The organism is Lichenicola sp., assembly GCF_965198575.1.
Taxonomy (GTDB): domain Bacteria; phylum Pseudomonadota; class Alphaproteobacteria; order Acetobacterales; family Acetobacteraceae; genus Lichenicola.
The window spans coordinates 2,517,631-2,540,729 of sequence record NZ_OZ240671.1 but is presented as its reverse complement, the minus strand read 5'-3'; the positions used below and the strand labels follow the sequence as shown (position 1 = coordinate 2,540,729).

Sequence of the window (23,099 nt, the reverse complement as noted above, 5' to 3'; positions counted from 1 at the left end):
TTCGATGCATCCAGGCTAGAATTACAACCTTGAATTGTCAAGACGAACCAGCTGCAAGGCATGTGTTCCCACGTCGGTCAGACGCGCAAACGACATCCCGACATCCCGCCAGGCGAGCGGTAGCGGTCCAGCGACAATCCCTGGATGTGGTATATGTCCCACGCCACGCGAAGGCGAGTTTATTTTGAGACTACACGCCGATTTCGTTTCGGCGCCAAGCCGGCCAGGATGATTACGAGGCTGATCGAGAATGGAATGACCAGGCCGAGCCGGGCAAACAAGGTCAGCGGCAGCGCTCCCGGAAGCGGCACCACCAGCGTGCCGGCAGCCCCCCAGCCGAGCCTCGCAAGCTGCCGGCCGTAGCCGTCGAACGCCGCCGAGATCCCGGTATTGGCGGCCCGGGCCAGCGGCAGGCCTTCCTCCACGGCGCGCATCCGGGCCGCGTCGAGATGCTGGCGCGGCCCGGAGCTGTTGCCATACCAGGCATCGTTGGTGATGTTGAGCAGCCACGCCGGCCGGTCACCCCGACGCACCACACGACCCGGGAAGATGACCTCGTAACAGATCAACGGCCCGATCGGCGCCAGCCCGGGAACATGAAGCGTTCGGATGCCGGGCCCGGCGACGAACCCGCCACCCGGGACGATCTGCACCGGCAGCATCGCCGGCTGGTACTCGCCGAACGGCACCAGATGCGACTTGTCATAGATGCCGCCGACGCCGGCATCGGGCATCACCACGACCAGGCTGTTGCGCGGCCGCTCGTCCGCCCCGAACCGGACGCTGCCGATCAGCCCCGCGGCCGCGCCGGGAACCGCCTGCATCAGCACCTGGCGCGCCTCGACGTCGCGATCGAGCAGCCCCGGGAAGGCACTTTCCGGCCAGGCGAACACGATCGGCCGCGGCGTCACCCCGGGCGCGGCCCTACGCTCGGCCGCAGCCCGGTCCACGCCTTCCCGGGTCAGTGCCAGGTAGCGCCGATAGATGCCGAGCGCCGCCTCCCGGTCCTGCTTCTCCTGCTCCGGCACGTTGCCCTGCACCAGCACGACGATCGGACCCTGAGCACCCTCCGCCGGCGGCCATTCCAGCCGGGCACTGCCGGCCGCGATCCAGGCAACCAGCAGCGCGGCCCCGGCCGGCATCCCGGCCCGGCCCAGCACCGGCGTCGCCGCGACCAGCACGGTGAGCAGCGTCAGCCCGTGCACCGAGACCCAGGCGGCCGGCTGGATCATCACGTCGCCGGCCAGGCCCGGAAATTCCCAGACGCTGCCCCACAGGTTCCACGGAAAGCCCGACAGGATGAACTCGCGGCCGAGATCGGAGAGCGTCCACACCCCGGCGAACACCAGCACCCGCCGCCAGCCGACCCCCTGCAAGCCAGGCGGCACCAGCCGCACCGCGACGCACGGCATCGCGGTGAAGCATGACAGCGGCACCGCGCCGAACGGGGCGGCGAACGGCACCAGCCACCAGAACTCGTCCGCCCTGACCAGCACGGCGTCGGTCAGCCAGTACAGCCCGGCGGTGTGCAGCCCCATGCCGAACACGAAGCCGTAGCGCAGCGCCACCTTCCAGCTGGCAGCCTGCCCGACCAGCCGGAGCAGCATCGGCATCGTCAGCAGCAGCACGAACACCAGGTGCAGCGGCGGCAGCGCCAGTGCCGAAAGCAGCCCGAGCGCAAGCGCCAGCGCGTCATTCCTGAAGCGTCTCATCGAACCGCCGTGATGCTTTGCTAGGGGCTTCGCTCAGGCCACCAGGGGCCGGCTTAGTAGATCGCTTCGCGCAGCTGCCGCTCGTAATGGCGGTAGTACTTGTCGGTAATGAGGTCGGTCTTCACCACCACCGCGACGTCGGTGGTGTTGAACTGGTGGTCGATCACCGCGCCATCGCCGATGAAGCCGCCCAGCCGGAGGTAGCCCTTGATCAGCGGCGGCAGCGTCTGCTGCGTGCGGCGGTGGTCGAAGCTGGACGGGTCGATCCGGCGCATCTCGATGTGACGGCTCGGCAGCGCCCGCAGCCGCAGCGCCGGCGGTGCCAGGTGGTTGTGGTACAGGTAGGTGAGCTCGTTATCGAGCCTGTCCGGATCGGTCCCGGGCAGGCTGGCGCAGCCGAACATCACGTCGATCCGGTGCAGGAACACGTAGGCCGCAATGCCGCGCCAGAGCAGCTGCATCGCCGCCCGGCCGCGATACTCCCGGTCGATGCAGGACCGCCCGAGCTCCAGCAGCCGGCCGGGGAACCCGGTGATGGTGCTGATGTCGTATTCCGCCGAGGTGTAGAACCGGCCGATCCGCTCGGCGGCCTCGTTCTGCACCAGCCGGTAGGTGCCGATGATGCCTTTCGGGCCCGGGCCGATCGCATGGTCGACCACCAGCAGATGGTCGGCGACGTCGTCGAACACGTCGATATCGCGTTGCAGCCGGCGCGCCTGGTCGTCCGGAGCGGCGCCCATCTCGTTGTAGAAGATCCGGTAGCGCAGCGCCTGTGCCGCATCCCGCTCGGCGTCGGTGGTGGCGATCCGCACGCCCAGATGGCCGGCCCGGAGCTCGCCGATGCCCATCAAAGGTGGGCTCGGCGCGAGCTGCGATGCCAGGATCGGCTTGGTGATGGTCACCGGCTCTTGCCTCCGCCGCTCGCCGTTTGTGGGGTCGTTCCAGGCTGTGAGCCAGGCGCCGAAGCCGTCGTCGCGCCGGCGACCGGAGCCGTCCGGGCCAGTGCCACCGGTGCCTCGGCCCGCCTGCGTCCGAACAGCTCCATGCGGTGCGACATCAGGTCGAACCCGAGCCGGATGGCGATCTGCCGCATCAGCTGCTCATGCTCCGCATCCTCGAACTCGATGACCTTGCCGGTATCGATGTCGATCAGGTGATAGTGGTGGCCATGCTCGGTCGCCTCGTAGCGGGCGCGGCCGCCGCCGAAATCACGCCGCTCCAGGATGCCCTTCTCCTCGAGCAGACGGACCGTGCGATAGACCGTGGCCACCGAGATGCGGCTGTCGAGGGCAGTGGCGCGGCGATACAGTTCCTCGACGTCGGGATGATCCTCGGCCTCGGAGAGGACGCGGGCGATCACGCGACGCTGCCCGGTCATTTTCAGCCCGCGGTCGATGCACAGGCGCTCTATGCGCGATTCCATCGGTTCACCACCGCGAGCCATGTCAGGCGGCGTAGCCGATCAAGGGCCGTACTGTCCAATCGCCGCTCCGCATCTGTTGCCCGTGTGCAACACCCCGCTACCGGCCCTGCCGTGCCGTCCGGCCAAGGCCGATCTTCTTGGCCAGGGAAGAGCGGTGGCTGGCGTAGTTCGGCGCCACCATCGGATAGTCGGCGGGCAGCCCCCAGCGCGCACGATACGCGTCCGGGGTCATGTCGTAGGCGGTCTTCAGATGCCGCTTCAGCATCTTCAGCTTCTTCCCGTCCTCGAGGCAGATGATGTAGTCCGGGAAAACCGACTTCTTGACCGCCACCGCAGGTGCCGGCTTGTCGACCAGGACCGGTGGCTGGCCGACCTCGCTCAGGGCGCGAAACACGTCGTGGATCAGCGCGGGCAGGGATTCGCCGTCGACCGGGTTGTTGGAGACGTGCGCGGCAACGATCTGTGCCGTGAACTCAAGCAGGTCCGCGTCGCCTGCGTGATCAACCATTGCCGTTTCCCGAAACCTTATTGTTGTCCAATATTAGACACTCGTCCGACCCCTGCAACCTGTATTCCGCAACCCGATGAACTGGCTGAAATGATCGAACGTCCCGTAATCGAGGAGCTCGACATCACGCGCGAGGTCTGCCCGATGACCTTCGTGCGGACACGCCTGGCGCTCGACCGCATCGCGCCCGGCAGCATCCTGCGGGTGCACCTGCGTGGGCCAGAACCGCTGCGCAACGTGTCGGCGAACAGCATCGCACTTGGGCATGAGCTGCTCGAGACCCGCGGCCTCAAGGACGGCTCCACCCTGGTCGAGATCAGGCGTCGCTGATGCCGGACGATCGGGCGCCGGCGACACCGATGTCGCGCGCGAGCAGCAGCGCGTCGGTGCCGTCCGGGTAGTACTGCCGGCGCCGGCCGAGTTCGTCGAAGCCGAGGCCGAGATAGAGCGCCAGCGCCGCCGCGTTCGCAACCGAGACCTCGAGGAACAGCCGGACGGCGCCACGTGCCGCCGCCGCCCCGGTGAGCTCGCCGAGCAGGCGGCGGGCGACCCCCTGGCGCCTGGCTTCCGGCAGCACGCCGAGCGTCAGCAGCTCGGCCTCGTCCGCCGCGACCCGCACCAGTGCCAGCCCCGCCGGAAGCGACCCTGCCCCCATGACGACGCAGGCAAAGCTGCCCGGGACCGCCAGCAGGGCTGCCATCGCGGCCTCGTCCCACCGCTCGCCGGGCGGGAAACACTGCGCATGCAGGGCGGCCGCCAGCCCGGCCGTGGCGGCGCCCTCCAGGATCATCCGGCGGCCTGCCGTTCCTGGTGCGGCACCGGCGGCTTCGGAGCGGGTAGCTTCGCTTCGGGGGGATCCACGTAGAGCGGCTGGGCGTCGCGTGGCGGCAGTGTTTCGGCCTGACGGGCCAGCGCCGCCGCGGCAACTGCCAGCGGCGTGGGGCCCGCGAGCCCGGACGGGTGCACGGCAACGCCCAGCTGGTGCAGCCTGGCCGCCACCGCATCCGCCGCGTCGCCGCCGAGCAGCACCGGACCGGCCGGGAGCGGCAGCGCGTCCAGCATCGCCGCCTGGACGCTCCAGCCGGACGGGTGGCCGGGCGGCTGCTCGATGAACACGCGGTCCCGGCGTGCCTGGCTGACGCACCAGATCTCGGAGAGGTCGCCGATCGTTGCTGCGGCGGCGTGCAGTGCCGGTGCCAGCGTCTCTCCCACGGTGACGCCGACCACCGCGGCCGAGCCACCGAGCGCCAGGCCATGCGCCAAGGCGAGCGTTGCCCTGAGGCCGGTGAAGCTGCCAGGCCCGACCACCACGGCGATCAAGGTGAGGCTCGCGGCGCGCCAGCCCAGGACCCGCAGCTGCTCGGCCAGCAGCACCGGCAGACGTTCCGACCCGCCCTGCCCGGCAACCAGCGTCTCCGCCACCACCGCGAGACCACCTGCCGGTGCCAGCCCGGCTGCATCACCGTTCAGCAAGGCGAAAGCTGCACCGGTGCCGCTCGACGCGCCGTTCAGCACCAGGATCCGCATCTGCCCCTCAACGAACATCTACGTCTGCGCTCCCCGAGCGGAATTCGGAGCACGGTGGGACCGGCAGGACCGCGTCGAATGACCGCCGCAGGTGCATCCCCGCACGGCCCGTCAGAGCAGCATGCAGGCTTCGTCGAAGGTCAGCCGCGGACCCCGAGGCGTCGCCGGCGCACCGTCCGCGTAGCCGAGATTGACCAGGAAGTTGGACCGCCAGCCGCTGCCGGCCAGGAAGATCTCGTCGACCTTCAGGCTGTCGAAGCCGGACATCGGCCAGGCGTCCAGCCCAAGGGCGCGGGCGGCGAGGATCAGGTAGCCACCCTGCAGCGTCGCGTTGCGGAACGCCGTCTCCTCGGCCAGGCCATGGTCGGCGGCGAACCAGGAGCGCGCCTCCTCGGCCGGGTACAGCCGCGGCAGGTTGTCGAAGAACATCGGGTCCTGCGCCACGATCACCGTCACGGCGGCACTCATGGTGCGCTCGACGTTGCCCGCGGAAAGCGCCGGACGCAGGCGCTCGCGACTGTCACGGGTGGTCAGGAACACGAACCGGCCGGGCGAGCAGTTGCCGGATGTCGGCCCGAGCTTCACCAGGTCGTAGAGAGCCCGGATGGTCTCCTCGGCGACCGGCGCCGGGCTCCAGGCGGAGGGCGTGCGTGCGGTGCGGAACAGCCGGTCGAGGGCTGCCGCATCGATCGCGTCGACCGGCGGTGGTCCGAATTCCGGGGTCGCCGAAGACACCTCCAGTGGGGGGGCCGCCGGCGGGGCCACTTCGAGGCCAGGCTCCTCCAGCGGGATGCCCTCGGCCGGATGCCCCACGACCGGCGTCGCCTCGATCGGTGGCGCAACGCCGTACGCGGGCGCCGCCACCGGCGTTGATGCCACCGGAACCGCGTCCGTCACCAAGGCTGCATCGTCGTGTGTCATGTCGTCACCGGCCGTCGGACCCTCGGGAATGCGCTGCGCCCGCCTACACTATCCCGCAGCGTCGGGCCGGGGCCAGCCCGCGTCGTTCAGGCGTCGACCTGCTCGACGCTGGTGACTTCCGGAACATAGTGGCGGAGCATGTTCTCGACGCCATGCTTCAGCGTCGCCCGCGAGGACGGGCAGCCGGAGCAGGCGCCCTGCATGTGCAGCCTGACCACGCCGTCCCGATAGCCGCGGAACACGATGTCGCCGCCGTCACCCGCCACGGCCGGACGCACCCGGGTGTCGAGCAGCTCCTTGATCTGGTCGACGATCTCGCGATCCTCGGGCGCCACGTCCTCGTCGGCGGCCTCGGCGTGGCCCTCGATGAGCGGCTGGCCGGAGACGAACTGGTCGACGATCACCGACAGCACCAGCGGCTTGAGCTCGCTCCAGGCGACGTCGTCGGACTTGGTCACCGCGATGAAGTCGGCACCCATGAATACCCGCGAGACGCCGGGCTCCGCGAACAACGCGGACGCCAGCGAGGAGCGGCCGGCGGTCTCGGCCGAGGTGAAGTCCGCGGTGCCGGTGCCCATGACGTCGCGTCCGGGCAGGAACTTCAACGTGGCGGGGTTCGGGGTGTCCTCGGTCTCGATGAACATGCGATCGCGTCCTGAAATGGGAAGAGTGGGCGTGGGCAGAGCGGGCTGGTGCTCCACATGTGGCAAAGCCCGGCCCGGAGGCAAGGCACCGCCGGTATTCGCCGGAATTCGATTGACACGGTGCTGCCGTCTCTGGCCATCCATGCAGCGCAATGACGCCATGCTCCCGGTGCCGGAAAACGTGGCCGCACCGGACCTTGGCCGAACGAGCTGGTGCGATAGATGAGCAGATCCCGCCTTTCCCGCATGCTTGCCCCGGTCCTCGCGGTGGCCGCCGTCGCCGCGCTTCCGGCCGCCGCCGCACACGCGACCGGGATCGCCTTCGTGCTGAATTCCGCCGACGCGTCGATCAGCGAATTCGACATCGACACCCACAAGGAGATCCGCCGCCTCCCCGTGCTGCGCGAGCCGCACCACATGGCGCTGACCCCGGACGGCCGCTCGCTGGTGGTGGGCGACACGGCCGGCAATGCGGCCTTCTTCCTGGATGCGCAGACCGGCGAGATGCAGCGCCACGTACCGATCAGCGACCCGTACCAGCTGCAATACAGCCCGGATGGCCGCTTCCTGACGGTGGCCGGCCTGGCGCGCGACCAGATCGACATCTACGACGCCAAAACCCTCGCGCTGCTGCACCGCGTGCCCGCCGCCTCGATGCCGAGCCACATGAACTACGCGCCGGACTCCTCGGTCGTGTACGTGAGCCTGCAATCGACCGGCAAGCTGATCGCCATCGAGACCGCGACCGGCCGCGTGCTGTGGGACATGCCCGTGGGCAGCACCCCGGCCGGCGTGCTCTGGCATAATGGCCGCATCCTGGTCGGCGACATGGGCGAGACCTTTGTCGCGGTGGTCGACCCCGCGGACGGCCATGTCGAACGCAAGCTCACGATGGCGCCCGGCCCGCACAACCTGTTCGTCTCGCCGAGCCACCGGCTGCTGTACGTGACGTGCCGGGTGTCCGGCACCATCGAGCAGCTCGACTGGGACAGCCTGGCAATCGTGAAGAGCTGGCACGTTCCGGGCGGCCCGGACGACATCGTCATCGCCCCGGACGGCAAGCTGTGGGCGACGCTGCGCTGGCGCCAGAAGGTCGCGATCATCGATCCGGCGGGTGGGGCGACGAGCTACATTCCCACCGGTCGCAGCCCGCACGGCATCTGGCTGAACACCAACGCTCCCCCACGCCAGCTCAGCATGCGGTAGCCCACGAGGCGACGAGCGCCACCACTTGTTGGCGGAAACCACCCGGCCGGGCTGTACCCGCAACGGCCAAGTCGCGGATATCATGACGTAAACGCGCTGGCCTGTTGCTTGCCTTGTCGGGAGATATCCCGCCTGGCGGAACAAGGAGCCAACGTGCCACGCCCATCCGATACCGCCCCCCATCCATCCCCCGCGCGCCACGACCGTAGCCTGTTCCGGCGGCGAGCCGTCCGGTCCGTCCTGGCGCTCGGCGTCGCGGCAGGTGCCTTGGCCGCTGCGGGCGCCGCGTTCGCGCAAGCACCGCCGACGCTGCCGGCGTTCGACCAGGAGCCGTACACCCACCCGCAGCGCCTGGTTGCGATCGCGCCCGGCCGCCGGCTCAACCTCTATTGCACCGGCCATGGCGCACCGGCCGTCATCCTGGATTCCGGCTGGGGCGGCCCGACCACCGCCTGGGCCTATGTGCAGCCGGCGGTCTCCGCGTTCACCGAGGTCTGTTCGTATGACCGCGCCGGCCAGGGCTTTTCCGACCCGGGCCCGCTGCCGCGCGACACCAGGGCGCTCGTCTCCGACCTGCACGCGCTGCTGCACAAGGCCGGGATCAGGCCGCCCTACATCCTGGTCGCGCACTCGCTCGGCGGTCTCGATGGGGTGATGTTCGCCGACCGATACCGAAGCGAGCTTGCGGGCATGCTGCTGGTCGATCCCGCGTTCGCGCACCAGGGCCGGGAGATGTCACACATCCCGGGGATCGACGCGGTGATGAAGCAGACCAATCCGGACCTGAAGCCGTGCGAGGCGGCAGCGCGCGCGCATCGCCTGCCGACGACACCGCAACTGGTCGATCTGTGCCTGAGCCACGACCCAAGCTACACGCCGGCGCTGGTGTCGGCGCTCGACGCGATGGCGCTACGTCCGGAGTACTGGTCGGATGTCGCGTCGGAGACTGCATCCTTCGAGAGCGGACCGGGTTCGACGCGCAATGATCTGGATAGTCGCGAACTCGATGCGGCGGCCCGGGGGTTCGGTGCGCTGCCGCTGATCGTGCTGACGGCGGGCGACAGGATCGCGCTGCCGGGCATCACGCCGGCGCAGGCGGACGCCGAGTTCGCGGTCTGGAAACACGGTCACGACGTGATCTCGGCCCGATCGGCGCAAGGCCGCAACCAGGTGGTGCCGAACACCAGCCACTATATTCAGTTCTATCAGCCGGCGACCGTGATCGCCGCGATCCACGAACTCGTCGACAGATCCGGCAGGAAGCCGGGCAAGGGCTGAGTTTCCAGGCCCGCTCGGGCACAAAAAAAGGGACCGGCACTGAATGCCGGTCCCCCGCAGAAAGTTTTTGTCGGATCGTTAGAAGTGGGCTTTGACCGTGAAGGTGACGGCGGCGGGCTCGCCCGGCAGGCCGTCGTTGAAGGCGGCGCTGCAACCATAGTTGCTGATCGGCTTGCCCTTGAACGGACCGCTGGTGAAGTTGCCGCAGGAGGCCGGAGTCTCCTGGTTATAGAAGTACTGGAAGTAGCCCTGGTTGAAGATGTTCTGCACGTTCAGGTCGAAATCCAGGGACTTCAGCGGTCCGGCAGAGCGGATCGGCATCTTGTAGTTCATGTCGAGGTTGAAGATCGCGAACGGCGAGATGCCGCCACCGGTGGTGTTGGTGAAGGTCTGGCCGGAGGTGGCGTTGTAGTAGTTGTAGCTGCCATAGGCGTAGGGCAGGCCGGGGATCGGGCCGAGGTTCTGGAACCCATTGCCGTCGATGGTGGTGTACTGGTGCCCGGTGTACTGGCCCTCGAAGCGGACGTTCAGCTCGTCATTCGGCAGCGCCAGGCTCTTATGATCGTAATCGACGCCGAAGGTCGACAGCCAGTCAGGAATGCCGGAGATCGGAGCACCACGGATCGCCAGGCCGAACTGGTCCTCCTGCACGGTGACGGAGGCAAGCGACGTCTCGAGGTATTTGGCAAGCGTATAGGACACGTTGCCGAACACCTGCCAACGCGGCGTGATCTGATAGATCGCCGAGGCCTCGATACCCTTGAACTCGCGCTGGCCGTCGTTGGTGAAGACTTCCTGCCCGAGGAAAGGTCCGGACTGATACTGGAAGAAGCCGAAGTCGCGGGTGACGTGCTGGTAGAAGTAGTCGAAGTTCAGGCTGAGGTTGTTGCGGTTGTACTTGATACCGGCCTCATACATATGAACGATCGACGCGTTCGGCGGGCCGGCTCCAGGGACCGCATTCGGCGTGTAGTCACCGATCGGTGCGAAAAGTGCCGATGTGCCATAGCTTGCATAGAGCGAAACGCCACGCAGCGCGGGAACGACCTTGTCCAGGTCATAACTGGCGTTGAGGAACGGCAGCCAAGTGCGATCCCACTTGTGCACCTTGTAGGGGCCGTAGGCGTCGCCGAACTCCTGGTAATACGCAGTCTGCTGGGTCGCGGGGCTCGGCGTTGCGTTGAGGGTGTAGGTACCGTTCTCGCTGCTGTCGCTGGTCTGCAGGGTCACGCCCGGGGTGATGTGCAGGGTGTTGTGCAGGAGGTCGATCTTGTCCTGCGCGTAACCGTTGTAAATGGTCCGCTGGCCGCCGCCATCAAAGCCCTGGATCTGGTTGGATGTGGTATGCGCGAACTCGGAGGTTGTGCCGAGATAGGCTTGGCCGCCGTTCGGACCGTTCTCGGTCTCTTTGGCAATAATGCCACCGATGTGGATGGTATTGTTGATGCCGAAGATCTCGGGCGGCGTGATGCTCACATGCGGCTGGATGCCGTAGGTGTCGTTATGCTGCCTCAGATACTCGGAATTCGTGCCGCACGGGCTGGTCTGGCCGGCAGCGGCAAAGCTGTTCGTCACGCTTGCCGGGCAGTTTGCGGTCAGGTTCGGGTTGTACGGGTATGCGGTCGGCTCATAGAAGAAGTTGCCGTAGCCATAATCGCCCTGCTCGCCGAAACCGGCGGGAGTCTGGATGAACGGGTTTGCACCTCCGACGGCTGCCGAGCCAGGACCGCCGTTCGGGGCAAACACTGTCGGGTTGGCATAATCCTGGGTGTAGCTATCGGAATACAGGTAGAACCCGGTCAGGCCGGCACTCAGGTAGTCGTTGATGTAGGTGTCGTTCTTCAGGATCAGGGTGAAATAGTCGTTATTCTGCCGGAAGAATTCCTGGCCCGGGTTGTAGTTGCTGAAGGCGCCATTCTGCTGGGTGTACGGCGTCGGCACCGGCTCCGGCGTGATCAACGCGTTGGCGGTATTGTAGATCGTGGTCAGCTGGAACAACGACTGGCCCTGGTCGTAGGGCTTGTCGAAGGCGAACTCCATGTTGTTGTAGCGCGCCGGCGTGTAGTCGATGTAGCCGCTGGTCTGCAGGTTGGAGTATTTCAACATGAACTTGGGTGCATCGACGCCGGTGCCGAGCGGCCCATCCAAGCGGCCGGAATTGACGTCGAAGCCCTCGTTGAAGGTCTTGAACGAGCCGACCGAACCGAACAGGTCCGCGCCTGCCTTGTTGTCAGGGCGCAGGCTCGTATAGGCGACCGTGCCGCCGATGGTGCCGAAGGTGCTGTGATCGGGGAAGGCGACGCCCGGATAGATCGACACGCCGCTGATCTGGTCGAGATTGAAGTGCGAGCCGACGATGTCGCTCAGGAACGAACCCGAGCCGCCGCTCAGCAGGTCCTGCGTCGGCACGCCGTCCAGGGTGCTGGCGACCTCGCTACCGCGGATGCCGCGGATGGTCAGCACCGGCTCGTTGTCGCCGATGCCCTGCTGATAGACGTTCACAGACGGAGCCTGACGCAGCAGCGTCGCCACACTTCCCTGAACGCCGACCTGCGAAATTGCTGCAGCGCCAAGCTCGGTCACCGCACTCGGTGCATCCTTTTCACGCAGCAGGCGCTTCTGCGCGCGAACCGTAATGGTCTCGCTGCTGGACGGCGTGTTGCCGTTCGCGGTGGTCGGCTGGCCGGTGCCGGCGTTCTTCGGAATTCCCGACGGAACAGTTTCCGATGAAACCTGTGCCCACGCCGGTGCGTAGGACAGTCCGACAATGATCATGGCAGTGGCGCCATGAAGAGCGGTGCGGCGGCTGGGCCGCGGTATCGTTGGCATCAAGTCACTCCTGGCGCGGTCCGTTGGGACCTTGTGGCCCGATCGCTGTCGCAAGCGCTAGGCCATCAGTGTCAAACCATGAGCGTCACGTAATGTTCGCCATGCGTATGTTGCAATCGTGACACACCATGGACGCGTGGCCGTCTGGATCAGCCCGGCGTCGGCCCTTCCGGCCACAGGATCGACACCCGCAGCCCGCCTTCGGAACGGTTTTCCAGGGTCAGGATCCCGCCGTCGCGCTCGACTTCGCGCTGCACGATCGCAAGTCCGAGCCCGAGACCGCCGGTGGCACGTCCGCGCGAAGCTTCCACCCGGTAGAACGGCGTCAGCACGCGCTCGAGTTCCGCATCCGGGATGCCGGGACCGTCATCCTCGACCATGACCCGCATTCCGTCGGGCGTCCGGGCAAGCGTCACCACCACATTGCCTGCGTACGCGAGTGCATTGCTCAATAAATTGGCAAACACCCGCTTGGTCGCGAGCGGTCGCAACCGCGCGCTGGCATGGTCCGGCCCGATGAAGTGCGCGTTCCGTCCGGCATCGGCGGCCTCGTCCACCAGCGTCGCCAACAAGGCCGCGAGATCGATGATGCGGACCGGCTCCGGATGGCTCTCGCCTGCCAGGTAGGACAGCACCGAGTCGACCATCGCCTCCATCTCGTCCAGGTCTGCCTCGATCGCGCCCTGCACGTCCGCATCATCGAGGAAGCCGGCGCGCAGCCGCAGCCGGGAGAGCGGCGTGCGCAGATCATGCGAGACCGCCGCCAGCGCTTCGGTGCGGTCGGCGATCAACCGGCTGATCCGCGACTGCATCGCGTTCATCGCGCGGGCCAGGTGACGCACCTCGCGCGGTCCGTATTCCAGCACCGGCACCTGTGGCCCGCGACCGATCGCGTCGGCCACCCGCGCCAGCGCCCGCAGCGGCAGGCTGAGCGTGTGCACCAGCATCGCCGCCGCCAGCAGCACGCAGCCGGCCAGGATCGCGGCCGACAGCAGGCCGCGGGTGACGGTGTGGCGCGCCATCATGCCGGGCGAGGTGAAATCCAGCACGCTGCCATCGCCGATCGGCAGCACGCCGCTGACATCGCCGGCCTGGCCGGGCTCGTGCAGCATCAGCCCCTGCCGGCCGTAGGCGAGCAGCTGCTTGCCGAGCTGGCGATGCAGCCGGTGCATCTGCGCAGTTTCCGGCTCGACCGTGGCGTCCGGCCGCCACTCGAGCCGCAGGTCGCTGGTCGAGAGCATCCCGGCGAGCAGCGTCCGGTGGTCCTTGGGCGTGACGCTCAGCAGCCGGACGTCGGTGGCGAGCTGCTCGGCGGTGCGGGCGAGATGGGCATTGTCGGCGCTGTAGGTTTCGGCCTGCTCGTAGAACACCGTGCTGCCGGTGAACTCGAGCAGCACCGCGGCGAGCAGCACCACGGTGACCCGGCCAACCAGGCCACGCGGCCAGAGCTGGATCCGGGAGGAACGATCCGGTGGGCGCGCGTCCGGCAGCGTGTGCGCCCGGCTACACGCGTTCGACGGCGGCGGTGAAGATGTAGCCGAGACCGCGCACGGTGCGGATCAGCGCGTCGGACTCGACCCCCAGCTTGCGTCGCAGCCGGCTCACCAGCACGTCGACACTGCGGTCCGACACGTCGCCGAGCCGGGTGCGCGACAATTCGAGCAGCCGGTCGCGGCCGATCACCCGTTGCGGGTTTTCCAGGAAGCTCGCCAGCAGGTCATGCTCGGCGCCGGACAGCTCCACCGCGGCGCCGTCCGGATCGCTCAGCTCGCGCCGGCGCAGATCGAGGCTCCAGCCGGCGAAGCGGAAGATCTCGCGCCTGGGCTCGGCATCGGCACGCTGGCTGTTGGGACCGCCACGACGCAGCACCGCACGCACCCGGGCGAGCAGCTCCTTCTGGCCGAACGGCTTGGCCACGTAATCGTCGGCGCCGAGCTCGAGCCCGAGCACCCGGTCGAGCTCCTCGCCACGGGCACTGACCATGATGACCGGAACCTGGCTGTCGGCACGCAGCTGGCGGCACAGGTCGAGACCGTTGGTCCCGGGCAGCATGACGTCGAGGATGACCAGGTCGAACGGGGTGGACGCGAACGCCTCCCACATCTCCCGGCCGTCCTGGGCCCCGCGGACCGCGAAACCGTTCGATTGCAGCACGCGCAGGATCAGCATGCGCATGCCGGGATCGTCCTCGACGACCAGGATGCGGGGGAGAGGATTGTGTTCTGACATCGGCCGCCATGATGCCGCGTCCTGCAGCATCATGGCGATTTCAAAGTACGTCGGCGCGTGGGCCGGCGCGGCGGGTATGGATCAGCGCTTGCCGATCTGCAGGATCCAGAGCTGCGCCAGCTGGGCTGCGCCATCGGTGCCGCCCACGGTCTTGAGGATGCGTACGGCGTCGGCCTTGCGACCGGCATCCATGTTGGCGAGCCCGAGATGCAGGGTGGCGTCGTCGACCGACACCAGGTGGTCCTTGGCAATGCCCTGCTGCATCAGCGCCAGCCCATGATCGGCCTGGCCGAACGCGACGTAGTTGTAGCCCAGCACCAGCAGCGGATCACCGCTCGGCAGCGCCTGCGCCGCGGTCTCGTCGGTGGCCAGGCTGGCCTTCTTTGCCGCTGCGGTCTGGTCGACCAGCGCCTTCAGCCGGGCCTCGCGTGCCGCACCGGCATCCTTGCCGAGCGCCCCGCTGGAGTAGCCATACGCGATGATCTGCTGCGCCTGCCCCGGATAGCCGGCCTGCACGGCAAGCTCGGCCATGTCCATCAGGTCGGCGGTCGAGGTCAGCAGACCGACGGCCAGCCGGATGCGGTCGACGTCGTATTGCAGGCGGTCCGGAATGTTCGGATTGGTGCGCAGGCCGTGCACCAGCTGGGCCCAGTACAGCGGCTTCGGGTAGTACTGGACCAGCTTCACCATGGTGGCGTTGAAGCCGTTCGGATCGTTCGACAGCTGCTGCACCGAGGCCAGCAGGTTCAGCTGGTTCTCCGGCGGCACCTGGCGGGCACGTTCCTCGGCGGCGATCTGCGCCGACTGCGTGCGAGCTGCGTTCGGGTAGTCCTTCTGCAGATAATACGACTGGATCAGCAGGGTGCGCATCGACGCGTCGGTGCCGCCCGCCTTGAAGTAGCGCTCCAGGGCGGTGATCGTCCGGGCGTAATCATGTGCGGTGTAGGCGATGCTCGCCTCGGCCATCAGCAGCCGGGTCTTTTCCGCACCGGGCGTCCGCGACGAGGCGATCAGCGCGTCATCCGCGGCGATCGACTGCGCCACATCACCCGACGACTGCGCCACCGCGGCGCGCATCTGCGCGATCACGTAGGTCTCGTTCGGGGTCTTGTCGCGAACCGCGTCGGCCGTGTTCACCGCCGCCATCGCCTGCGGGAACTGCCTGGCCCGCAGCGCTGCCTGGGCGCGCTGCAGCGGCTTGCCGACCTCGGGACGCAGCGCCTCCTGGGCCTGGGCCTGGGTCGGTGCCAGCAGGGACACGGTGGCAGCGCAGCTAGCGGCGAGGATCGAGCCGGAGAGCAGAGCGGCGTGGAAGAGGCGAGCCGTCATGTGATCAATCTTGTCCGATGAACTGTTCGTTGCCGACGATGCCGAGCTTGGTCATGCCGAGCCGCTGGGCGTCGGCCAGGACGTGCGCCACGTACTTGTAGTCCGCGAGCTTGTTCGGCCGCAGATGGATCTCCGGCTGATCGGGCTGGGCTGCGGCATTCTGGAAATGCTGCACCAGCGCCGCCTCGTTGGCCATCGGATCGCCGTTCCAGGACACCTGGCCATCAAAATCCACGTCGATCGTCACCACCGTGGGCGGCGTCAGCGGCGGAGGCGGATTGCCCTGCGGCAGGTCGAGCTTCACCGCGTGCGTCTGAATCGGAATGGTGATGATCAGCATGATCAGCAGCACCAGCATGACGTCGATCAGCGGCGTCGTGTTGACGTCGACCATCACCTCCGGGTCGCCGGAAGAGCCTTCGGATCCGACATTCATCGACATGGCGGTTCATCCCTGAAAAGGCTGGCCTGGTGGCCGGCCTGGAGTGCTGCCGCGTGCCGGGCCGAGGCATGACGCCCGACCGGCACGCGGATGGAGTGGGAAGCGGGCCCGTCACCGAGCCCGCACGTGACCTAGCCGCCGTGCGGTGGCGGCTGGGTGATGAAGCCGACCTTCGAGATGCCGGCCTGCTGGCAGGCGAAAATCACCTTGCCGACGCTCTCGTAGCGCGACATCCCATCGCCGCGGATCTGCACCTCGGGCTGCGGCACCTTGACCGAGACCTGCTCCAGACGATGCAGCAGGTCCTTGGTGCCGGTGACCGGGGTCGTGTCCCAGAAGATCTGGCCGGCCTGGTCCACCGCGATGGTGATGTTCTGCGGCTTCGTTTGCGCGACCTGGTTGGCATCCTTCGGCAGGTTCACCTTCACCGTGTGGGTGACCACCGGGATGGTGATCAGGAAGATGATCAGCAGCACCAGCATCACGTCCACGAGCGGCGTGGTGTTGATGGCCGAAACGACCTCGTCCTCGTCGTCCGGGGACCCGACATTCATCGACATGGATCAGGCGACCCGTGTCACGCCGGTGGTGGTCGCAACCGGCACCGCCGGAACTGCCGTCGACTGGCTGCCGACGCGCACGCCGCCGAGCAGGATCGAGTGCAGGTCGGACGAGAAGTTGCGCACCCGCTCGACCGCGCCCTTGTTGCGACGGACCAGCCAGTTGTAGCCGAGCACCGCCGGAACCGCGGTGGCCAGACCGATCGCGGTCATGATCAGCGCCTCACCCACCGGGCCGGCGACCTTGTCGATCGAGGCCTGGCCGGCGATGCCGATGGCGGTCAGCGCGTGGTAGATGCCCCAGACGGTGCCGAACAGACCGACGAACGGTGCGGTCGAGCCGACGGTGGCGAGGAACGCCAGCCCGCCCTGCAGACGGGACTGGATGGTCTCGACCGAGCGCTGGATCGACATCGTGACCCACTCGTTCAGGTCGATGCTCTGGGTCAGCGTGCCCTCGTGGTGCTCGGTCGCGGCGATGCCGGTATCGGCGATGTAGCGGAACGGCGAGCTGGTCTTGAGGGCTTGGGCGCCGTCCTGCACCGTCGGCTTGGTCCAGAACTCCTTCGCCGCCGTACGGCTGGCGCTGAACAGGCGGGCCTGCTCGAAGTACTTGGTGATCATGATGTACCAGGTGCCGAGCGACATGATCACCAGGATGATCAGCACGCCGCGGGAGATGAAGTCACCACCCTTCCAGAGCGCGTTCAGGCCGTAGGGATTGGCGACTTCCGCAGTGGGGGTCGCAGCCTCCGGGGTCGGCGTGGTCGGCGATGCGCCGTTTGCGGTGGCGCCGGCGGCGTCCGGCGAGCCAGGCGCACCGGGGGCGGTCGGCGAGACTGCAGGTGCGGCACCCGGAGCGCCCGGAGCAGTGGCATCCGGAGCGGCGGGCGCACCGGCGGCAGGCGGTGCACCAGGGGCCGGCGGTGCACCGGGTGCGGCACCCGGCGGCACGGCGGCCGGTGCGTCCGGAGCCGGGGCGGTGGCAGCCGGAGCCGGTGCGGCCGGGGCCGGAGCGGCGGCGGGCGGGGTTGCCTGGGCGAACGCGGCCGGGGCGAACGCGACGGGAGCCGCCATGCCCAACGCCATCGCCAGGGCCGGGGCTGCAAGAACGGGAAGGCGATGCAGTCTGGTCATCGAGAGATCCTCTAGTGGCGGCCGGGGGGCGATTGGGCCCGCACCGGCACAAGGCGGCGCTGAAGGTTTCGGGAGTAGGCGGTGAGCTACTGGTCGCTGTCGGCGAGCGTGTAGTTGATGCTCCAGACGTGGTGCGGCTGGGCGGCCGGCACGCCGTTATGGATCGCCGGCTGGAACCGGGCGCGCTGCACGTATTCCAGCGCCGAGCGGGCGAACGACTGTCCACCGACGACGCTGACCACGGCGCAGTTGCTGGTCGTTCCGGCCGCGCTGATGTCGCAGGACATCACGACCTTACCCGACCGACCGGCCTCCTGCATGTCGTCCGGGAACTCCGGCTTGACGTTGTTCAGCGGCACGACGCCGGCCGAGCGATCCGGCACCGACGGGCCCGGAGGTGCCGGACGCGCTGCCACGAACGGCGCCGGGTTCGGCGTCGGCGGCGGCGTGCGCGTCACGGTGCGGATCGCGTGCGGCGGCGGCGGCTGCTGGATCTGGATGTCCGGCGGCGGGATGTAGGGCGGCGGCGGCGACGTCAGCACCGGCGGCGGCGGCGGTGGTGGCGGCGGCGGTGGCGGCGGCACTTCCTTGACGATCTTGGTGGTGATCGGCGGCTTGATCACGTCGATCACGGCGCGGCCGAGGCCGTTGATCAGCGCGTAGATCAGGATGATGTGCAGCAGTACGACGATGCCGAGGCCGATGATGTGGCGCATCGGGCTTCGTTGCTGTTGCGCGTAGTCCATTCACAAACTCCCTGGGCCGTCCCGCGGGACGATCTGATGCCACCGGCCTGCACGTCCGTGCGCAGGACCGGCCGCACGCAAATCTCTACCGGCACGTCCTGCAGACGGTCGGAGAGCCTCCGTCAGACGTGTCCTTGAGGGACAACAAACGGTTCCAGTGCGTGTCATGTCAAGAACGTTGTCCAGCCATTCGGACAAGGCCGTTCTCGCAGCAAATACACGCGCCGTGCCTAATTTTTGAGCGCACGAGAATTGTGCGTAGCAACAGGGGGTGGCCTTGGTGTCGAGGGGCATCGACGGCCGCCACCCGGCGTGGCTGCCTCTTTAGTGTGCAGATTTCGGCATTACACGTTCCGGCGAGGTGGTTGCCGCGAACCCCGTCAGGCGCGTGTTCTGCCTTGAACCGACGTCCTACTGGGCCGAAGCGCTCGCCTCGCTGCGGGTGGCGCCGACCCTGGCGGCGAGGGATGCCGCCATGAAATCATCGAGCCCGCCATCCAGCACGGCGTCCGGATTGCCCTTCTCGACGCCGGTGCGCAGGTCCTTCACCAGCTGGTAAGGTGCCAGCACGTAGGATCGGATCTGGTGGCCCCAGCCGATATCGGTCTTGCCGGCCTCGGTGATCGCCGCCGCCGCCTCACGCTTCTGCAGCTCGGCCTCGTACAGCCGCGCCTTCAGCATGCCCATCGCGGTCGCGCGGTTGCGGTGCTGCGAGCGATCCGTCTGGCAGGCGACGATGATGCCGGACGGCACGTGGGTGATGCGGATCGCCGACTCCGTCTTGTTGACGTGCTGGCCGCCGGCGCCCGACGCCCGGAAGGTGTCGACCTTCAGGTCGGCATCGTTGATCTCGATGTCGATGGTGTCGTCGACCACCGGATACACCCAGATGCTGGCGAACGAGGTCTGCCGGCGGGCGGCGGAATCGAACGGGCTGATCCGGACCAGGCGATGCACCCCGGCCTCGGTCTTCAGCCAGCCATAGGCGTTCGGGCCGGTGATCTGCAGGGTGGCGGATTTGAGCCCGGCCTGCTCGCCCTCGCTCTCCTCCATCAGCTGGATCTTGTAGCCATGCTGCTCGGCCCAGCGGGAATACATCCGCAGCAGCATCTCGGCCCAGTCCTGCGCCTCGGTGCCGCCGGCACCGGCATTCACCTCGAGGAACGCGTCGTTGGCGTCGGCCTCGCCGGACAGCAGGCTCTCGATCTCACGCCGCTTGGCATCCGCCGCCGACGCCTTCAGACTGGCGATCGCGTCGGCCACCATCGCCTGGTCGCCCTCCGCCTCGGCCATCTCGGCGAGCTCCATCGCGTCGCGCACGTCGGTCTCGAGCTTCTGCACGCCCTCCATCCGGGCGGCCAGGGTGTTGCGCTCGCGCATCATCGCCTGCGCGGCGGCAGAATCGTTCCACAGGTCCGGATCCTCGACCCGGTTGTTCAGCTCCGCGAGGCGGTCGAGGGCAACATCCCAGTCAAAGATGCCTCCTCAGCAGCGCCACCGACTGCTTGATCTGCTCGTTGAGGGCTTCGGTCTCGGCGGACATGTTTGATCCACTTGGGAAAAGCTGCGCGGTCGCCGCTGCATACTGCCTGGGGCCATCGCTGTCATCCCGGACTTGGCGTGGCCTCAATCAGGCTGCAACCCGTGCCCAATTCCGGGCGATTGCGGTTACGGGCAGCATGGTCAGGACACCCGCCTTGCCGGGGCAGCCGGCAGGATGCCGATCAGCAATACGAGCGCGTCATCGCGAGGCTTGAATGCCGCCTCGCTGCGCCATGTCCGCCCGCCCGGTCAATACAGCCCGCCCATGCCGATATCGGCAGCCCCCGGCTTGGCCGGCGCGTTGCCGGCGGCGAGCGCGCCAGGCTGCCCAGGCGGGTTCAGGCCTGGTTGTGCCGGATTAGCGGGCGATCCGAGGGTGCCGGCCCGGCTATCCACCGACTGGCCATCCACCGACACGCCGCCGGCGGATGCGATGTCGGCACCAGGTGCCGGCGCCGAACCCATGTCGCTCTCCGCATCCGGCACGTTCTCCGCGCCGGTATCCATCGCGCCGAGCTCGGCCGGCGTCGCCTTGGCGACGAACAGGTTGTTGCTGATGCCCGGGATCTGGCCCGGCTTGTAGGCGTCGATCGCGTCGCCAACCTGCACCACCGCCACGCCGTCCGGGACGCGGAACTGGACGTGCGGCCGGTTCGCCATCGCCGCCTTCATGAAGCGGTTCCAGATCGGACCGGCGACGGTATCGCCATCCTCCTTCTCGCCGAGCGACTGCGGGTTGTCGAAGCCGACCCACACGATGGTCAGCAGGTTCGGCGCGAAACCGGCGAACCAGGCATCGCGGAAATCCTGGCTGGTGCCGGTCTTGCCGGCGATCGGGAAATCGATCCCCGCCCCGGCCTTGCGACCGGTGCCGCCGGGCTTCAGCACCGCCTGCATCATCTGCACGACCTGGAACGCGGAAGCCGGATCGGCGACCTGCCGGCGGGTGTCGGTCAGCACCGGCGGCTGGCTCGGATCGGCGGAGGCCTGCACGCCAAGCCCCGCGGGACGCCAGATCACGTGGCCGTCGCGATCCTGCACGTCGTCGATCAGGCTCGGCAGGACCTCCTTGCCGCCCGAGGCGATCGAGGCATATGCCCCGGACTCGCGCAGCACCGTGGTTTCCACCGCACCGAGGGCTGCCGGCAGCACCTTGGGCATCGCGTCGACCTCGTGCAGGTCGATCGCCAGCTTGGCCACGTTGCTCATGCCGATATGCGCCGCCAGCCGGATCGTCACCAGGTTCAGCGACCTGCGCAGCGCGTCGTGCAGCGTGGTGGGGCCGCCGAAGGTCTTCTCGTAGTTGTTCGGATGCCAGGTGCCGTTGGAATACGGCTCGTCCTCGAACTTCTGGGACGGCGAGATGCCCTGCATCATGCCGGCGAGGTACACGATCGGCTTGAACGAGGAACCGGGCTGGCGCAGCGCCTGGGTCGCGCGGTTGAACTGGCTGCTCTCGAAGCTCCAGCCGCCGACCAGCGCCAGCACCCGGCCGGTGGTCGGGTCCATGCTGACGATCGCGCCCTCGACCTGCGGGATCTGCCGGATCGCCACCTTGTCGGTCGGCTGGCCGTCGGTGCCCTTGTGCGGCTCGACCATCAACACGTCGCCCGCCCGCAGGCCCTTGTAGGTGCGCATCCAGGCCATGTCGTCGCTGTCCAGAGTGGCCTGGTGCGGCGAGCCCGGGCCGCCCGCGGCGTCGGGATTGTCGAGCCAGCCGACCGAGCCGAGTGCCGGCGACAGCACCACCGCCATCCGCCAATCGGGCACCATGCCGGCCGGCCGGGCGACGGCCGCGAGCGACGCCTCCCAGCTCAAGGCGGGCGCGTCCGGAGCGTGGCCGCGTCGGGCATGATGGACGACGACCGGTCCGATCCCGTCCAGATGCGTAACCGCGCCGCGCCAGCCGCCATGTGCCCGGTCGTAATGCATCAGCCCGTCGCGGAGGTCCTGGGTGGCCTCGTCCTGCAGCGCCGGATCCAGGCTGGTATGCACCACCAGGCCACCCTGCATGGTCTGGTTCTCGCCGTATCGATCCAGCAGCTGGCGGCGCACCTCCTCGGAGAACCACTCGGAGCCCGGCACCGGACCCGGACGCACGAACGCCTTCGGCACCAGCGGCTCGGCTTTGGCGGCCTGGGCTTCGGCGACGGTGATCGCGTGGGTGTCGGCCATGCGGTCGAGCACCCAGTCGCGGCGGGTCTTGGCGGCCTCGGGATTGCGGTACGGATTGTAGTTGGTCGGCGACTTCGGCAGCGCGCCCAGGAACGCGGCCTCGGCGGCGTCGAGCTGGTCGAGCGGCTTGTTGAAATAGGTCTGGGAGGCCGCGGTGATGCCGTAGGCGCCGGCGCCGAGATAGATCTCGTTCAGGTAGATCTCGAGGATGCGGTCCTTCGACAGCGTCTGCTCGATGCGCATCGCCAGCACCGCCTCCTTCGCCTTGCGCTCGAAGGTGCGGGCGTTGGAGCCGAGCAGCATGATCCGGGCGACCTGCTGGGTGATGGTCGAGGCGCCGATCGGCCGTCGCTTGTGGAAGGTCTCCAGATCGGTGACCGCAGCGCGCAGGATCGCCAGCGGATCGACGCCGCCGTGAGTGTAGAAGTTCTGGTCCTCGGCCGAGACGAACGCCGCCTTCACCTTGTCGGGGATGGCGTTGTACGGAACGAACAGGCGCCGCTCGGCCGCGAGTTCGGCAATCACCCGGCCGTCGCCCGAATAGATCCGGCTCATCACCGGTGGCTGGTAGGTGCGCAGCACGCCGACGGTCGGCAGGTCCGACACCAGCTGCTCGTACTTGCGCCAGACGATCAGCGACGCGGTGCCGACAGCCAGCAGCAGCACCGCCAGCATCGCGCCCGCCAGCTTGCGCACGACCCGGAATCGCGGCCGCCGCGGGCCGGGGCCGCCGGGTCCGAACCGACCGCCCGGACCGCGGCCCATGGGGGTTCGGCGGCTTGCACCGGCACCGGATTCGGGCGTTGCCGACGCGCGGTCGCCCGACATGGGACGACCCGCTGTCAAGCCAGGTGGGGTCGGACGATCGTAGGGGCCGCTCATGCCGCGTTC

General features: G+C 68.1%; 21 protein-coding genes. 3 read left to right on the top strand and 18 right to left on the bottom strand.

Annotated elements, in window-relative coordinates:
• Positions 1-179: 179 nt before the first annotated feature.
• From lnt to ACOEQ2_RS11460, 4 genes are all read right to left on the bottom strand, one after another.
• Complete coding sequence (lnt, locus tag ACOEQ2_RS11475; protein ID WP_419728116.1) at positions 180-1,712, bottom strand: apolipoprotein N-acyltransferase; 1,533 nt, start codon at positions 1,710-1,712, stop codon at positions 180-182.
• 53 nt (positions 1,713-1,765) lie between these two features.
• Positions 1,766-2,560: a GNAT family N-acetyltransferase gene (locus ACOEQ2_RS11470; protein WP_419731201.1), complete on the bottom strand. Its 795-nt coding sequence runs from the start codon at positions 2,558-2,560 to the stop codon at positions 1,766-1,768.
• Positions 2,561-2,610: 50 nt separating this feature from the next.
• Positions 2,611-3,135, bottom strand: a complete 525-nt coding sequence (locus tag ACOEQ2_RS11465; RefSeq protein ID WP_419728115.1) for a transcriptional repressor — start codon at positions 3,133-3,135, stop codon at positions 2,611-2,613.
• A 97-nt stretch (positions 3,136-3,232) separates the two neighbouring features.
• Positions 3,233-3,643 (bottom strand): MucR family transcriptional regulator, encoded by a 411-nt coding sequence (locus tag ACOEQ2_RS11460; RefSeq protein WP_419728114.1) that lies wholly within the window; start codon positions 3,641-3,643, stop codon positions 3,233-3,235.
• Positions 3,644-3,733: 90 nt separating this feature from the next.
• Here ACOEQ2_RS11460 and ACOEQ2_RS11455 point away from each other — a divergent pair, with 90 nt between their 5' ends.
• Complete coding sequence (locus ACOEQ2_RS11455) at positions 3,734-3,973, top strand: sulfurtransferase TusA family protein (RefSeq protein WP_419728113.1); 240 nt, start codon at positions 3,734-3,736, stop codon at positions 3,971-3,973.
• Here ACOEQ2_RS11455 and ACOEQ2_RS11450 read toward each other — a convergent pair.
• The 4 genes from ACOEQ2_RS11450 to ACOEQ2_RS11435 form a co-directional block, all read right to left on the bottom strand.
• Positions 3,960-4,433 (bottom strand): GNAT family N-acetyltransferase, encoded by a 474-nt coding sequence (locus ACOEQ2_RS11450; RefSeq protein WP_419728112.1) that lies wholly within the window; start codon positions 4,431-4,433, stop codon positions 3,960-3,962. The two genes, ACOEQ2_RS11455 and ACOEQ2_RS11450, sit on opposite strands and share 14 nt — an antisense overlap.
• Positions 4,430-5,188: a tRNA (adenosine(37)-N6)-threonylcarbamoyltransferase complex dimerization subunit type 1 TsaB gene (tsaB, locus tag ACOEQ2_RS11445; protein ID WP_419728111.1), complete on the bottom strand. Its 759-nt coding sequence runs from the start codon at positions 5,186-5,188 to the stop codon at positions 4,430-4,432. Before tsaB ends, ACOEQ2_RS11450 begins: the two co-directional genes overlap by 4 nt.
• Positions 5,189-5,281: 93 nt before the next feature.
• Positions 5,282-5,905 (bottom strand): malonic semialdehyde reductase, encoded by a 624-nt coding sequence (locus ACOEQ2_RS11440; protein ID WP_419731200.1) that lies wholly within the window; start codon positions 5,903-5,905, stop codon positions 5,282-5,284.
• A 272-nt stretch (positions 5,906-6,177) separates the two neighbouring features.
• Complete coding sequence (locus tag ACOEQ2_RS11435; RefSeq protein ID WP_419728110.1) at positions 6,178-6,735, bottom strand: NifU family protein; 558 nt, start codon at positions 6,733-6,735, stop codon at positions 6,178-6,180.
• A 222-nt stretch (positions 6,736-6,957) separates the two neighbouring features.
• Here ACOEQ2_RS11435 and ACOEQ2_RS11430 point away from each other — a divergent pair, with 222 nt between their 5' ends.
• The gene (locus ACOEQ2_RS11430; RefSeq protein ID WP_419728109.1) at positions 6,958-7,941 is read left to right on the top strand and encodes a YncE family protein; all 984 of its coding nucleotides are present in this window, start codon (positions 6,958-6,960) and stop codon (positions 7,939-7,941) included.
• Positions 7,942-8,094: 153 nt separating this feature from the next.
• The gene (locus tag ACOEQ2_RS11425) at positions 8,095-9,219 is read left to right on the top strand and encodes an alpha/beta fold hydrolase (RefSeq protein ID WP_419728108.1); all 1,125 of its coding nucleotides are present in this window, start codon (positions 8,095-8,097) and stop codon (positions 9,217-9,219) included.
• Between the two features lie 78 nt (positions 9,220-9,297).
• Here the strand turns inward: ACOEQ2_RS11425 and ACOEQ2_RS11420 are convergent, their stop codons facing one another.
• The 10 genes from ACOEQ2_RS11420 to ACOEQ2_RS11375 all read right to left on the bottom strand — a co-directional run bounded on the left by ACOEQ2_RS11420 (position 9,298) and on the right by ACOEQ2_RS11375 (position 23,036).
• Positions 9,298-12,048, bottom strand: a complete 2,751-nt coding sequence (locus ACOEQ2_RS11420) for a TonB-dependent receptor (RefSeq protein WP_419728107.1) — start codon at positions 12,046-12,048, stop codon at positions 9,298-9,300.
• A 149-nt stretch (positions 12,049-12,197) separates the two neighbouring features.
• Positions 12,198-13,463 (bottom strand): ATP-binding protein, encoded by a 1,266-nt coding sequence (locus ACOEQ2_RS11415; RefSeq protein WP_419728106.1) that lies wholly within the window; start codon positions 13,461-13,463, stop codon positions 12,198-12,200.
• Between the two features lie 88 nt (positions 13,464-13,551).
• Complete coding sequence (locus ACOEQ2_RS11410; RefSeq protein ID WP_419728105.1) at positions 13,552-14,277, bottom strand: response regulator transcription factor; 726 nt, start codon at positions 14,275-14,277, stop codon at positions 13,552-13,554.
• A gap of 81 nt (positions 14,278-14,358) precedes the next feature.
• Positions 14,359-15,606, bottom strand: coding sequence for a hypothetical protein (locus ACOEQ2_RS11405; RefSeq protein ID WP_419728104.1), 1,248 nt, complete (start codon positions 15,604-15,606; stop codon positions 14,359-14,361).
• Positions 15,607-15,610: 4 nt separating this feature from the next.
• The gene (locus ACOEQ2_RS11400) at positions 15,611-16,048 is read right to left on the bottom strand and encodes an ExbD/TolR family protein (RefSeq protein ID WP_419728103.1); all 438 of its coding nucleotides are present in this window, start codon (positions 16,046-16,048) and stop codon (positions 15,611-15,613) included.
• 131 nt (positions 16,049-16,179) lie between these two features.
• A complete protein-coding gene (locus ACOEQ2_RS11395) occupies positions 16,180-16,608 on the bottom strand; it encodes an ExbD/TolR family protein (RefSeq protein ID WP_419728102.1) in 429 nt (142 codons plus the stop codon).
• Between the two features lie 3 nt (positions 16,609-16,611).
• Positions 16,612-17,745, bottom strand: a complete 1,134-nt coding sequence (locus ACOEQ2_RS11390; protein ID WP_419728101.1) for a MotA/TolQ/ExbB proton channel family protein — start codon at positions 17,743-17,745, stop codon at positions 16,612-16,614.
• Between the two features lie 86 nt (positions 17,746-17,831).
• Positions 17,832-18,491, bottom strand: a complete 660-nt coding sequence (locus ACOEQ2_RS11385) for an energy transducer TonB (RefSeq protein ID WP_419728100.1) — start codon at positions 18,489-18,491, stop codon at positions 17,832-17,834.
• Between the two features lie 411 nt (positions 18,492-18,902).
• Positions 18,903-20,034, bottom strand: a protein-coding gene (gene prfB, locus ACOEQ2_RS11380) for a peptide chain release factor 2 (RefSeq protein WP_419728099.1) whose coding sequence is annotated in 2 segments (ribosomal slippage) — positions 18,903-19,964 and positions 19,966-20,034 — 1,131 coding nt in all. Because the reading frame shifts where the segments join, the coding sequence is not laid out codon by codon here.
• 248 nt (positions 20,035-20,282) lie between these two features.
• Positions 20,283-23,036, bottom strand: coding sequence for a penicillin-binding protein 1A (locus tag ACOEQ2_RS11375; RefSeq protein WP_419728098.1), 2,754 nt, complete (start codon positions 23,034-23,036; stop codon positions 20,283-20,285).
• Between the last annotated feature and the right edge of the window lie 63 nt (positions 23,037-23,099).